The 12,778-nt window shown below is 52.3% G+C and carries 12 protein-coding genes; 2 read left to right on the top strand and 10 right to left on the bottom strand.

Annotated elements, in window-relative coordinates:
* Positions 1-57 precede the first annotated feature (57 nt).
* From MRBLPE1_RS15720 to MRBLPE1_RS15710, 3 genes are read right to left on the bottom strand one after another with little or no spacing between them, the layout of a single operon-like run.
* Positions 58-879, bottom strand: coding sequence for a carbohydrate ABC transporter permease (locus tag MRBLPE1_RS15720; RefSeq protein ID WP_364146755.1), 822 nt, complete (start codon positions 877-879; stop codon positions 58-60).
* On the bottom strand, positions 876-1,751 hold the full coding sequence (locus tag MRBLPE1_RS15715; RefSeq protein WP_364146753.1) for a carbohydrate ABC transporter permease: 876 nt from the start codon (positions 1,749-1,751) through the stop codon (positions 876-878). Before MRBLPE1_RS15715 ends, MRBLPE1_RS15720 begins: the two co-directional genes overlap by 4 nt.
* Before the next feature lie 36 nt (positions 1,752-1,787).
* Positions 1,788-3,155: an ABC transporter substrate-binding protein gene (locus MRBLPE1_RS15710; protein ID WP_364146751.1), complete on the bottom strand. Its 1,368-nt coding sequence runs from the start codon at positions 3,153-3,155 to the stop codon at positions 1,788-1,790.
* 215 nt (positions 3,156-3,370) lie between these two features.
* Between MRBLPE1_RS15710 and MRBLPE1_RS15705 the strand changes: the two genes are divergently transcribed.
* On the top strand, positions 3,371-5,215 hold the full coding sequence (locus MRBLPE1_RS15705; RefSeq protein WP_364146748.1) for a sensor histidine kinase: 1,845 nt from the start codon (positions 3,371-3,373) through the stop codon (positions 5,213-5,215).
* A gap of 33 nt (positions 5,216-5,248) precedes the next feature.
* Positions 5,249-6,025, top strand: coding sequence for a response regulator transcription factor (locus MRBLPE1_RS15700; RefSeq protein ID WP_364146746.1), 777 nt, complete (start codon positions 5,249-5,251; stop codon positions 6,023-6,025).
* A 150-nt stretch (positions 6,026-6,175) separates the two neighbouring features.
* Here the strand turns inward: MRBLPE1_RS15700 and MRBLPE1_RS15695 are convergent, their stop codons facing one another.
* The 7 genes from MRBLPE1_RS15695 to MRBLPE1_RS15665 all read right to left on the bottom strand — a co-directional run bounded on the left by MRBLPE1_RS15695 (position 6,176) and on the right by MRBLPE1_RS15665 (position 12,733).
* The gene (locus MRBLPE1_RS15695; protein ID WP_364146745.1) at positions 6,176-7,249 is read right to left on the bottom strand and encodes a Gfo/Idh/MocA family protein; all 1,074 of its coding nucleotides are present in this window, start codon (positions 7,247-7,249) and stop codon (positions 6,176-6,178) included.
* Between the two features lie 53 nt (positions 7,250-7,302).
* Positions 7,303-8,187, bottom strand: a complete 885-nt coding sequence (locus MRBLPE1_RS15690) for a creatininase family protein (protein WP_364146742.1) — start codon at positions 8,185-8,187, stop codon at positions 7,303-7,305.
* Positions 8,165-9,151 (bottom strand): aldo/keto reductase, encoded by a 987-nt coding sequence (locus MRBLPE1_RS15685; RefSeq protein WP_364146740.1) that lies wholly within the window; start codon positions 9,149-9,151, stop codon positions 8,165-8,167. Before MRBLPE1_RS15685 ends, MRBLPE1_RS15690 begins: the two co-directional genes overlap by 23 nt.
* 37 nt (positions 9,152-9,188) lie before the next feature.
* Positions 9,189-9,506: a MocE family 2Fe-2S type ferredoxin gene (locus MRBLPE1_RS15680; RefSeq protein ID WP_364146738.1), complete on the bottom strand. Its 318-nt coding sequence runs from the start codon at positions 9,504-9,506 to the stop codon at positions 9,189-9,191.
* Positions 9,503-10,600: a fatty acid desaturase family protein gene (locus MRBLPE1_RS15675; RefSeq protein ID WP_364146735.1), complete on the bottom strand. Its 1,098-nt coding sequence runs from the start codon at positions 10,598-10,600 to the stop codon at positions 9,503-9,505. Before MRBLPE1_RS15675 ends, MRBLPE1_RS15680 begins: the two co-directional genes overlap by 4 nt.
* A 97-nt stretch (positions 10,601-10,697) precedes the next feature.
* Positions 10,698-11,600 (bottom strand): sugar phosphate isomerase/epimerase family protein, encoded by a 903-nt coding sequence (locus tag MRBLPE1_RS15670; RefSeq protein WP_364146733.1) that lies wholly within the window; start codon positions 11,598-11,600, stop codon positions 10,698-10,700.
* Positions 11,597-12,733, bottom strand: coding sequence for a Gfo/Idh/MocA family protein (locus MRBLPE1_RS15665; protein WP_364146731.1), 1,137 nt, complete (start codon positions 12,731-12,733; stop codon positions 11,597-11,599). Before MRBLPE1_RS15665 ends, MRBLPE1_RS15670 begins: the two co-directional genes overlap by 4 nt.
* Positions 12,734-12,778: the final 45 nt, after the last annotated feature.

Raw genomic sequence — 12,778 nt, 5'->3', positions numbered from 1 at the left:
CCTCCCCGTGCCTGAGCATCATACCCCGCCGGAATGGTTCCGGCGGGGTATTCCGTTTTATCCTTTTACCGAGCCGGATGTCATGCCCGAAATGATATACCGCTGACCAAGCAAATAAATGACGATAACCGGAAGCGTCGTCAGCACGATATCGGCCGACACCAGATTCCAGTTCACCTGGAATCTTCCGAAGAAATTGTATACCGCAAGTGTCATCGGCCATTTCGCAGTATCGTTCAGATAGTAGAGCGGCAGGACAAAATCGTTCCATGAACCCATGAAATTCAAAATGCCCACCGTCACGATAACGGGCGTTAGAAGCGGCAGGATGATGCTGTAGAAAAGCCTGAACGGCGGGCATCCGTCCACGATCCCGGCTTCGTCGAGCTCCCTTGGCACGGAGCTGACGAAACCGTAGATCAGAAACACGCTGAACGGAATCGACATAACGGCAAGCAAAACAATAATACCGAGCTGCGTATTGATGAGCTGCGTAACCTGCATCACTTTGGTCAAGGTAACGAAATTGATCGGCATGGCGATTCCCATAATGACGAAGAAATACAGGAACCGGTTCAGCCTCGTTGCGTTTCTGGCAAAAATATAAGCGGCGATGGAGGCCAGCGCAATGCCGAGCACAGTCGATGCCGTCGTATAAAACAGGCTGTTGAAAAACGACTGCACCAGCTTCCCTTCTTCGATGACGGTCGCATAGTTACTCCAATGCAGCGTCTTCGGCAGCTTCATGCTCATCGAGTTTGCCCCGACCCGGTCCTTGAAGGAATTGACCAGAATGAGCAGGAGCGGGATGAACATGATGATGCTCAGCACCCAGGCAAAGCCGTTCCTCAGTGCGTATTGCAGGGGATTCTTCTTCATTGCTCATGCGCTCCTTCCCTGGCCATTAACCGGATGATAAAGTAGCCGATAACCGTCATGAACAGGAATAGCAGCGAGGATAGCGCGGTTCCTACCCCGTAACGTCCCATCGAAAACTCTTTGAAAATAGCCGTATAAAGCACATCCGTCGCATAGCCCGGCCCCCCGTTCGTCAAAACATAGACGACCTCGAACACCTTCAGGCCGTGCAGCATGTTCAGCACCGTGGTCACGACCAGCGCCGGCATAAGCAGCGGAATGGTAATGTATTTCAACTTGTGCCACGCATTGGCCCCATCAATCTCCGCCGCTTCGTAATAAGACCTGGAAATAGACTGCAGCCCGGCAAGCAGGATGATCATGATGTAGCCGGCGCCCTTCCACGTATCGACGGCGATAATGGACTTGAACGCCCAGTTCACGTCCACCAGCCATTTTTGCGCCAGCGCATCCAGCCCGATAAAGCGCAGCGATTCGTTAAGCAGCCCGGTTGCCGGATTCAGGATCGACTTGAACATCAGTCCCACGACCAGCATCGGCACGATCGACGGCATAAAGATCATGACCCGGTGAAACCCCTTCATGCGGATGCCTTCGTTCAGCACGAGCGCAAACGCGAGACCCAGCACCGTCTTCAGGATTACCGTCGATATCGTGAAGTTGACCGTATTGGCGATAAAGCTGACGTAATTCTCATCGGCCGAGAACAGCACCTTGAAGTTGTCGAGCCCGATAAAGCTGACAACATCGGAATAGCTGTTCCAGTCGGTGAAAGAGTAGTAAAAGCCCATCAGGCTCGGCACGATAAAAAAAATCAAATAAAAGACGAGCGTGCCCCACGTAAAATAGAATGGATAGATTTTATTCCTCATGCTGCATTCATCCCCACTCCTTTTTTCTCTAAAGGCTTATTCGGCCCAGGCCGAATCCTTCGCTACTTTTGCCATGTCTGCCCTGCGCTTATCGATGCTTTTCAAAATATCGGCGGGTTCCATCGAATTTGCGAACATGGCGGCGATGTCTTTGCCCATATCCATCCACTGCGGGTTGACGTAGTTCACGATATTTTGAACATCCGTCCCCTTCTTCGGATACGCAGCGAACAGTTCCTTCTGCGCGTCGCTGTATTTGTCTTTCAGCCCCGGGAAGTTCAGATTGGTAAACGACGGGGTATTGTCGATCAGGAACTGCAGATTTTCCGGCTGAGCGAGGAACGCCAGATATTGCTTGGCCGCATCGATATGCTTGCCTTGCGAATAGATGAATTTGCTCGGACCGCCCGGATTAATGTAATAGAATTGATTGTCGGCGAGCGGGATGACGAAAAAGCCGAAGTCCTCTTCCTTCATTTCGGGATTGGCTTTCACGATATCGCCGACCACGCTCTGAGCGGAAAGCGACATCGCATATTCGCCGCTTGCCAGCTTGTTCCCCGTATCGGCGCCCGTATCCGAGAAGGTGTTGTCGCCGAAAAACCCAAGATCGTACATTTCTTTCATTTGGGTAAGCGCAGTCAGCATCGACGGATCGTCCGCGAATTTCTTCTTGTTGGCGTTCAAATCGTCATACAGTCCAGGCGTCAGTTCGTCGTACCTCGGGCCCGGTTCGGAGAACCACAGCACATGGTGCCAGCCGTCCGCTATCGGCTCGTAGATCGGCGTGATTCCCGATTCTTTGATTTTCAGGGAGACTTGCTTGAACTCCTCATAGGTCTTCGGAACGGCCAGGCCAAGTTGTTCGAATATCTTTTTGTTGTAAACCATAACAAAGCTGTTGCCCGTATCCCAAATCGTAAGCGCGTATACTTTGCCATCCAGTGACAGCTGCTCGAGGGAAAGCGGATCTTCGCGCTTCGTCCATTCCTGGTCGCTCAAATCAACCGCATTTTCCGTTACGTTATAGTTCAGGCTGATTTCGCTCTTGCCGCTTTGGCCGCCGAAGATGTCCGGGCCCTCTTTCGAGTTCAGCTTTGTTTTCAGCACATTGAAGTATTGGTCGGCGGGGATGATCTGATAGTCGATTTTGATGCCCGTCTGCTCCTCGAATTTTTTGGCGAGCTCCATTTCGGCATCGAAAATCCAGCCTTGGCTTGCAAGATAAGTGAGCGTAATGTTTTGTTTGGCGGGCGTTTCCCCCGTGTTTTTTTCATTGCTTGCGTTCGCGGCATTCGTCGGCGTTTCATTATTCTTCGCATTGCCGGAGCCATTCCCGCTGCAACCTGCAATCCATACAATGGCAAGCAAAAATACGGACAACATCCATAACCGTCTTTTCATAACATCGCTCCCCTTAATGATCATAATTGAATCCGCTTTCATTTCTCTTTCGTCCTCATTATAAAAGCAGGCATGCTAATCTTCCATGGAGAAAACGGATTCCTATTTTGTCTTTATTTTACCGAATGCGCTTTCAAAAAGTTTTTGACAAATCGCCAGCCGGGACGGACAATACAGTTATGCTCGGCCTAAGACAGCTTCCGGAGGATATGCGCATGAATAAATTCAGAAACATCCAATCGATTCTGTTCATGACCTACTCCCTGATCATAATCGTTTTTTTCACCGTGCTGGTGATCTGGTTCTACTGGTGGGCATCGGACCTGCTGCGGGCGGGCGCAACCGATTCACTCGGCAGCATGGGCCAGTCCATGCAGGGGCAGATCGATTCCGAAATAACGAAAATGAATGATGTCTCGCTTGATGTGATGTACTCCAATTTGGTCAAAAACAATTTCAAAAAGTATATGTCCGATTTGGAAAATGCGCAGCCGGCAGGCACGGCTGGCGGCCCGCCGGCAGGCATCCAGGTCGAGAACGCCAAGGAGCTGTCCGAAATTCTGACCGCGGCCATCGGGCCCTCAAGACCGGTCGAGCAGCTTTACCTTTATGATTTCAATAACAAAGCCTACGGCAACGGCTTCGACAACGGAGAGCGTTCCTACAAACCGGAGGACAAGCCATGGTTCCGGTCCGTTATGGACAATAAGAAGGGGAAAATGATCGGCCAGCCCGTTCTCGACGAGGAAATGTCCCGCTTTATCTCATCGAGGGAGAAGCAGTATTCCATCTCGCTCTTCCGTCTTTTTTATGATAATTATAACGCGCCCATGGGCATTGTCGAAGTAAAACAATACTATAACCGCATCTTCAAAACCGCGATCGAGTTCACGAAGCAGAACCCTTACCAGGCAAAGGTTATCGTATACGACGACAGCGGCCGGATCATCTATCCGCTTGGGGACGAGTCGGAACAGAGCGCCGCTTATATCCGGCTCGAGAACGGCAGCGTCTCCGGCATGCCGGATTCTCTCCGCACGTTTCTGAATCCCGTAACGAAGGAGAAGGAACTGCTGACCAGCCACCATTCCGACGTAACGGGCTGGCATACGACGATCGCCGTATCCGAACGGGAGCTGCTGGCTCCGATTGGCGTGTTCACCAAGCGCACCGTGCTCATTGCGGCTGTCATTCTTCTGTTCGCGATCGTTCTGTCCTTCGTGGCTGCCAAGCGAATCACTTTGCCGATTATGAAAATCCACCGCACCGTCCGGAACATGAGTCTCGAGGATTTGGGCAGCACGAAAGCCTTTTCCAAAGAGCTGAACAGCGGACTGAGCGAACTGGATCAGCTGCACTGGTCATTCCTGAAGATGAATGCGCGGCTGAAGCAATCGATGGATGAGCTGCTCCTGGCGCAATCCCAGGAACTGCAGGCCAAGCTGGTCGCATTAAATTCGCAGATGAATCCGCATTTTCTGTATAACACGCTGGCAACGATTCATGCGATGGCGGAAGAAAATATGAATGGGCAAATCGTGTCCATGACGGAGAACATGTCCGGCTTCCTCCGGTACATCTCCTCCGACAACTCGGTTTCCAATTTGGAGGCTGAACTGCTTCATACGAAAAAGTTTCTGGAAATCAATCAGATCCGCTACGGCCAAAAACTGCAGTTCGGCCTCGATATCGATCAGCGGATTTTGCTGCTGCATTGTCCGAAGCTCATCGTTCAGCCGCTTGTCGAGAACGCTGTGAAATTCGGCACGCAGAAGGAGCCTCCTTGGAGCATCCGCATCGTCGGCTTCATGTATGGCAACAGATGGCAGATCGAAGTATCGGACAACGGGAACGGTTTTTCCGAAGAAAGCCTGAACCTCCTGTATGGCAAAATCCGCGAAATCGACGAGACAAACGCCGTCCCGATGCTGAAACTCGACGGTATGGGACTGCTTAATATTTATATCAGGATGAAGCTGACGTTTGGCGCCGACGCGGTTTTCCGGATTGAGAACAGGCCGGGGGAAGGCGCAACGGTAGTGATTGGCGGAACGGATTAACCCCAATATCCTTATGGAAAGAAGGTCATCATGTTGGAAGACGCAAGACAGATCAGAGTGATTGTCGCCGAGGACGAGGATTTGATCCGCAACAATCTGGCCCGCAAGATCGAAGGGCTAGACGAGGCGGTTAAGGTCATCGGCACCGCCCAAAACGGGAAAGAAGCGCTCGAGCTCGTCCAATCCGGACAGCCCGATCTGCTGGTGACGGACATCCGGATGCCTGTCATGGACGGTATGGAGTTAATCAAGCATATGCACCTGTATCATCCCCGCGTCTGCAAAATCATCACGAGCGGCTATGCCGATTTTGAATATGCGCGCCAAGCCATACAATTCGGCGTTACCGACTACTTGCTGAAGCCCGTCTCCGCGGATGAGCTGCAGCGCGTGCTCGCAAAAGTAAAAACCGCTATTGAACGCGAAGAATCCACCTACAAAGAAAACATGAAAGGCATGCAAAATCAAGGAATAAGCACCGAGGAAATCGTACGGAGGGTGCAGCAGTTCCTCAGGGACAACTTTCAGAAAGAAGTGAGCCTGGAACAGATCGCTCGTAATTTCAACTTTAACGCCTCCTATTTGAGCAAGCTGTTCATCAAGCACACGGGCGAGCTTCCTTCCCGCTATCTGATGGCGCTTCGCATCAATGAAGCCAAATACTTGCTGGCCAACCGCCGGCATTTATCCGTTAAGGAAGTAGGGGAACAGGTCGGTTACCCCGACCAGTTTTATTTCAGCCGGCTCTTCAAGCAAATGACGGGATGCACGCCGAAGGATTATTTGAACGAAAATCAAAAAAAACAATAAAAATAACTGCATCCCATGTAACTAAATCCCGATAAACCAAAGATTTGGCCATTATCGTCGATTTAAATACATCAAATGCAGCTAGCCATCCCGCATGGGCAGCATACGGGATGTTATAGACTAGACGTTCATCCGCGTAATTTCAGCGGTTCAAGCCAATGCGTTCTCGCGGACAATCGCGTCGACGCTTACCGGCTTGCCGCCTTCCTTCATGCTTCGCTCCATGGCCGCCATCAAAGCCAGAGTCCGCACGGCTTCCTCTACGTCCGGCAGCGGGACGGCTCCCGTATCCAGGCATTCCGCAAAATATTCAATGTAATTTTGGTATTCGCCGGCATGGTGGCTCTTGCCCTCGAAGCGAAAATAGTAATCATGCATTTCCTCGAAAGATTGCGTGACTTTCCCTTCCCCCGCAAAATGCGTATGGTAACGCAAATTAGAGTATTCTGCCCGCGAAGATCCCTTCGTACCTCGAATGACGCAGCCGATGCCGGGCTCGACATCCGATCCTAACGCCGGAAGCGTGTAGCTGCCGGAAATTTGGCCGATCCTGCCCTGGTCGTCACGGACGAGGAAGCGCATCGAATCCCAGGTGTCCAGGCCGTAGCTGCGGCTTGTTTCGCTCACGTTTCCAAAGCCCGTTACCTCGGTCACGCCAGGCAAATACCAGCGTACCAAATCGACGGCATGGATCATAAAATTGTACATCCAACTGAAGCCGCGCTGGCGGCTCCACGGTTTGTCCAGAAACCAACGGCTGTCCGCGATATAATGGGCCTCGACCGTTTGAACGTCGCCGTGCCGCCCCTTCTCAAAGTCCGCCCGCTGCCGGATCATCGGCTCGAAGAAGCGTGAGCTCTGACCGACGAATACACGTTTTCCGGACTTCCGCACCGTCTCGAGCAGCTCGTTCGAGCCTTCCAGCGAGGTGAGCAGCGGCTTGGTGCAGATGACGTGTTTACCCGCCTCCAACGCTTGGGTAATGTGGGTAAGATGCAGCTGGTCCGGCGTATAGATCGCTATCACGTCAATATCGGGATTGCCAAGCAGCGTGCCGTAATCTGTCGTCCAGCGGTTGAAGCCGAACTCCTCTGCGCGCTGTTCGCACATCGACGGATTGATGTCGCACACCATCTCAAGCTCCCAACGCTTGCTGCTTATAGCGGCCGACATAATGCTTCGGCCTTCTCCCAATCCGACAACGCCCAGTTTGTAAGTTTTCATAGGTCTGCTTCCTCCTTGTTCTATGGCCAAGCTCTGATTGGTAGAGTCCCTTATTACGTCGGCCGATAATATTCATACGGCTTCCACCGGGAGTGCTCGGATACGGCTGCTTGCCCGTTCCAAGGGCTGGCCGTCACCCATTCGCCGGTGCTTTGCATGAGCTCTTTTAGAACCGATTCGATCGTCGAGTAAGGAACATCTTGCTTTACAATGGTTCGTTCTGCCTCTTCCTTCATTCGGGAAACTTCGGAGCATAAGCGGTTTAAGCAGGCCTCCATGATCGCTCTTCCCCATTCCGCATTCGCTTCAAGCGCATCTGCCCCAATCGCCAGGCGCCCGCCGTAATCCGGCAGCTCTTCGTACCGCTTGGCACTCATATCGACTAAATCCGGCCGGATATGCATCAATTGCGAAAGCTCGTATTTGCCGGCATGGTCGCCTTCGTATAATCCCTCGACCAGCTCCGGATCGCTTCTTACCCATACTTGGACCGGAACGTATTTCATAAATAGATCGGCTGCTTTCCGCAAATCCGCTTGATTTCCCCCGCTGTGCCCAGAGATAACGACAACCGCTTTAAACCCCGCATTCACGAACGCCCTTAGCTGATACAGAAAAAAGGAAAGATAAATGCCCGGCGGCATGGCCGTCATATGCGGTTGCTGCTCACCTACCGTTTGTTCCAGCCAGCCGGCATGGTAGCCTGTTTCATGAATGTGATAGCCCATGGAAGGGGCGACGATGCCTCCGGCTTGCCGAGCTGCTTCCAGGCAGAGCCATTCCGCTTTTATCGTATCCAGACCGAACGCGCTGACCTGCCCATGCGGCTCGCAAAGGCCAAGCGGCAAATAGACGACAGGACATTCCTCTATTCTTTGTTTGAATTCATAAGGCAGCAGTTCCGCCCACAACGTCTTAATCCCAGTATTTGGTTTCATAAAAATTTCTCACCCATCTGTGATGGCGTCTGATTTCCTCGAATACGCTATCCGGTAAAGGCTCGCGATCAACGGCGGCGATGTTCTCGTCCGCAAACTTTGTCACATGCATCGAGGAGATGGCCGTGGTTACCCCCGGATGATGCAAAACGAATTTAATGGCAAGCTCCGCCAAACTGCCGGCATAAGCAGGTATGAACATTTCCCGCAGCCGATTGACACGCTCGATATACAAGCTGCGGGGCAAATAATCAAAATAAGATTTCCGGAAATCGCCGGCTTCGAACACCGTGTCCTCTTTCAGGAACCCCGTCAATCCGCCCTCGTCCAATATGCAGCGCGCGATGAGCGCGACGTTATTCTGCTCGCAAGCCGGAATCAGGCAGTCGAGCGGCTGCGGGTCGAATATATGAAACACCGTTTGGACGGAATCAATTTTACCGCTTTGCACGATCGGAAGCGCAATATCATGGCGCTGGTCGGGCAATGAAATGCCGATTGCGCCGATCTTCCCTTCCTGCTTGAGCGCAAGCAGCTCATCCATCCAATAGTCCGAGCTATCCCACTGCGGCCAATATTGATGAAGCTGCATCAAATCAATGGTGTCGACGCCTAGCTGCCTGAGCGAAGTTTCCGTGCTTTCCCTTAGCCAGCCTCTCGGATACGCCGTCTCCACCGGGATCGGAATGCCCCAGCCCAGGTTTCCCGGGCCTTTGGACTGGATTTTGGAAGCAAGGAAAGGCCTTTCTCCGCTCCACTCCCGCAAAGCCAGGCCTAAAATCCGCTCCGATTCCCCATAGTTGCGCGCGGTATCGATAAAAGTCACGCCCCGCTCCAAGCTGTGAATGACGGACCGGACCAGGTCCTTCTCTTCATAGGCACCGAATGAGCCTCCGAGGCCCATTGCGCCATAGCCTAAGCGTGATACCTGCCTTCCCGTGCGGCCGAACACATTATATTTCATCGATTCGTTCCTTTCCTGTTAGATTGACGCGCAGAAGCTAGGCTTGAATAAACACTTTTCCTGCTTCAACCTTCACTGGGTACGTTTTTAAATCGACGCATACCGGCGCCCGCTTCGCTTTGCCGGTAGGAATGTCGAAACGGCCGTTATGCTTCGGGCATTCAATGACGTTGCCCATCACTAAGCCGTTCGACAAATGAATCCGTTCATGCGTGCAGAACCCGTCGGTGGCGAAGTATTCCCCATTTTCCGTCCTGTATATCGCATAGGTGCGATCCTCAAAATCAAAACGGATCACATCCTCCACATCAATAGCATCCGCCGCGCAGGCTTCGATCCACGTTCCGGTCCTCATTGCACTTCACTCCTTAGGCTGGTATCCTGCCGTACGCCGCGCATATAGGGATGAGCGGTAACCGGCAGCGGTTTTTCTACAACATAAGCGGGATTATGCTTTTGCTTCCGAAGAGCCGCAATCACTTCTTTTAAAGCGGCGAACAAGCCGGGACGCGCAGCCGGGCAATCGGCTTTCATCTCTTGATGGAGCTTCGGCAGCGCATGATAGGGAACCATCGGGAACATATGATGCTCGACATGATAGTTCATGTTCCAGTACAGAAACCGCAATACCGGATTCATATAAATGGTGCGGGTGTTCAACCGGTGGTCAAGCACGTCCTCGTGAAGTCCCAAATGCTGCGTAATGCCGAATAAAATGACGACGATCCCTCCGTAAAAAGAAGGTAAGAACAAAAACATAGCGGGAAGGATACTCCCTGCATACACGCATGCAACAGCGACCGCCAGCAGGATGAGCATGTAAATGCGGGCCTCGCGGAACGTTTTGCGATGCTCAGAGACGGGAATATACTCCTTTTCCTGCGTATCCAGTTTTCCGAATGTATGCAGCATAAACCGTTTAAGCTCAATCGGACCGCCGTAAAGATGGAAGATTTGCATAATTATAATTTTCCAGACCGGCGGTCTCTCCGTAATAATTTCCGGGTCGCGCCCAACGATGATCGTATCCGTATGATGGCGGGCATGGCTCCATCGCCAAGGCGTAGCAGACCGCAATACCATAAAGGATGCCATTTGGTACACGAATTCGTTCATCCAAGGCGTCTTAAACGCAGTTCCGTGCCCGCACTCATGCCAGCGGGAATCGCCCGGCGTCGCATAGAGAATGCCGTATGCCAAAAATGCCGGAACGGCCCACCACGTTCCCCATGCCAGGTAAGCAATATAACCTACGATGAGAAGTGAGCCGAACCAAATGAGCGTATCCCGGATAGCCGGGCCGTTCTTTCTTTTCATCAACTCTTTCATGCGCTGGCGGGGAATCGGGCATGTATACCATTCGGCCGCGACCAGCCCTCGTTCATGTGCACGTTGGTTTTCGGGTCCGGTGATGCTGTAATCCCGTTTTTGCCTGTTGGCGGAAGCCATGGATCGCTCCTCCTTTTTGCTGGGAAAATAGGCGGCGGATAAACCCGGAAATCATCAGGCTTACCCGCCGATCCGACTAAACTCAGGATTCGGCCGGTTAACAGCCGTTTTCCTTTAATTTGCCGTCAAGAAACCTTTTCGCGCGCGGGATGTCCTGCTCATCCAGATGCTCGATGATGATCGGTATATTCGGATGAAGCTTGGAAAGGCGCTGCAAATACAGGTCATAATTCAAGATACCAAGGCCGGGAGCGGGGAGTTCCACGCCGCCTGCGCCGCGGAACGTATGCGATTCAGCCGCATCGATCGCCGCATGCTTCTCTGAGGTATCTACGGCAGGCTTGCAGTCTTTCGCATGAGCGATCTTGATTTTGTCGCCCAGCGTATTGAAGATGCGGTTCAGCTCTTCGTCGACTTGATTGATATTTTTTTCCGTGAAATAGTTGGTAGGATCCATCAGAAGGCCAAGGCCCGGGTGATTGACGTCCGAGAATAAGCGGGTCAGCTGATCGACGGAGCCGATGACGTTGTTGACATAGTTTTCCACCAAAAACATAGAACCGTGGTCATACGCAAATTTTGCCAGGCTCTCGAGTTCCCCGCATACCGCCTCATAAGCTTCTTCGGTACCGTTTTTTGGATCCCATACCCAATCGCTTTCCGAATTGTACGTTCCCGTCTCGCTGATGACGTAGGGCGAGCCGAGATCGCGGGCAAATTTCAGCAGCGTCTTCAAGCCCTCAATATTTTCCGCCCGCTTCCTTGGATCCGGATGAATGATATTGGTGTAGCCAGAAATACAGACGATCGGCAGGTTGGCTTCCCGGAACGCGTCGCGAATATGACGGGCCTTTTCCTGCGTAAGTGAATCGAGCGAAAGGTCCATGTCCTTGAACGACAAATCGAGCTGAACGCAGGAAAATCCGTCTTTTTGAATTTTGGCGATCGTTTCCGAAAGCGTATAAGGGTAATACCCGTTGAAAATACCTACTGAAATCATAGCGGACTGCCTCCCTCAAACGTATAGGATTTGATTTTGCTTGCCGTCTCAGAAAATTCGACCGTGCGCCGTTCGGCAATAGACTTATAGCACGCCTCCACCAACGCCATCGTATGCAGGTTATCCCTTCCTCCGATTTCAGGCTCCGTATTCGTTTCGACCGCGCGCAGCAGCTGGGCCATCGTTCCCTGGAATGCATCTGGAAACCATACTTGCTCCCATGCGGGACGGTGCCATTTGCCCGGCGACCGCTTGGTCGTAAACTCGAGCGTGCTTGGCGTTCTTTCCGGATAGGTTGGCCAGCCGATCGTCCCTTGGGCCACGCCATCCAGTCCCTCGACTCTCCATTTGATATAAATATCCTGCTCGGTCCCTTCGCCTGGCCACGCCCACGCATCGTCCAGGCTGGTTGCCATCAGCTCATTGCCGTACTGGAACGTATATTGGGAAATGCCGTCGATATGCTTGAAGGCGATGCGGGGATCCCTGCGCGTAACGGCGGTAATCCTCTCGGGATCGCCGAACAAATAACGGAAAGCATCGATATGGTGGATACCCATATTCAGAATTTCAACATGTTCATACTTATGAAGAAAATCCTGCCAATGCGGGATGGCCCGCATTTCGATCGTCGCCAGAACCGGCTCTCCGAGATACCCCCTATCGAGTACCGCTTTCAGCGCCCGTATGGATTGGTCGTAACGCATATTCGAATTGACGCCGATTTTAATGCCCGCCTCTTCGCACAGCTCCACGATTTCGCACGCTTCCCGCATATTCATGGCAAGAGGCTTTTGGCAAAGGATCCCTTTAATATGAGCTTGCTTGACGGCTTCCCGAACGATTTCCAGCTGCCGGTCCGGGGGAACAGCGATATCCAAGATTTCGATTTGCGGATCCCGGATCAGCGCCTCCCATGTTTCGTACACATGGGGGATACCGCGCAGCTCCGCCACGGCTTTGGCATTTCCATGTGTTCTCGAGCTGATGGCGTACGGGTGAAATCCTGCGTCCCTGTACGCCACGAGATGGCAATCCCTCATAATGAACCCGGAACCGATGCAGCCGATCCGGTAATCTTTGCGCCTAGGCATTTCCGGATTGATAGGTAAATTCAAATCGACAGCTTCCATATGACAGTCCTCCTCCGCTTTTAAAAACTAGGGTGAACAAGTCCG

This window comes from Paenibacillus sp. LPE1-1-1.1 (assembly GCF_040676435.1).
Lineage (GTDB): Bacteria > Bacillota > Bacilli > Paenibacillales > Paenibacillaceae > Pristimantibacillus.
This window is presented reverse-complemented; position numbering and strand designations above follow the sequence as displayed.

What these genes read in the sequence shown, in the direction of transcription:
- MRBLPE1_RS15710 (WP_364146751.1), bottom strand. Translation starts at nt 3,155, where the DNA reads ATGAAAAGACGGTTATGGATGTTGTCCGTATTTTTGCTTGCCATTGTA.
- MRBLPE1_RS15695 (WP_364146745.1), bottom strand. Translation starts at nt 7,249, where the DNA reads ATGAAAACTTACAAACTGGGCGTTGTCGGATTGGGAGAAGGCCGAAGC.
- MRBLPE1_RS15690 (WP_364146742.1), bottom strand. Translation starts at nt 8,187, where the DNA reads ATGAAACCAAATACTGGGATTAAGACGTTGTGGGCGGAACTGCTGCCT.
- MRBLPE1_RS15670 (WP_364146733.1), bottom strand. Translation starts at nt 11,600, where the DNA reads ATGATTTCAGTAGGTATTTTCAACGGGTATTACCCTTATACGCTTTCG.
- MRBLPE1_RS15685 (WP_364146740.1), bottom strand. Translation starts at nt 9,151, where the DNA reads ATGAAATATAATGTGTTCGGCCGCACGGGAAGGCAGGTATCACGCTTA.
- MRBLPE1_RS15665 (WP_364146731.1), bottom strand. Translation starts at nt 12,733, where the DNA reads ATGGAAGCTGTCGATTTGAATTTACCTATCAATCCGGAAATGCCTAGG.
- MRBLPE1_RS15705 (WP_364146748.1), top strand. Translation starts at nt 3,371, where the DNA reads ATGAATAAATTCAGAAACATCCAATCGATTCTGTTCATGACCTACTCC.
- MRBLPE1_RS15715 (WP_364146753.1), bottom strand. Translation starts at nt 1,751, where the DNA reads ATGAGGAATAAAATCTATCCATTCTATTTTACGTGGGGCACGCTCGTC.
- MRBLPE1_RS15680 (WP_364146738.1), bottom strand. Translation starts at nt 9,506, where the DNA reads ATGAGGACCGGAACGTGGATCGAAGCCTGCGCGGCGGATGCTATTGAT.
- MRBLPE1_RS15720 (WP_364146755.1), bottom strand. Translation starts at nt 879, where the DNA reads ATGAAGAAGAATCCCCTGCAATACGCACTGAGGAACGGCTTTGCCTGG.
- MRBLPE1_RS15675 (WP_364146735.1), bottom strand. Translation starts at nt 10,600, where the DNA reads ATGGCTTCCGCCAACAGGCAAAAACGGGATTACAGCATCACCGGACCC.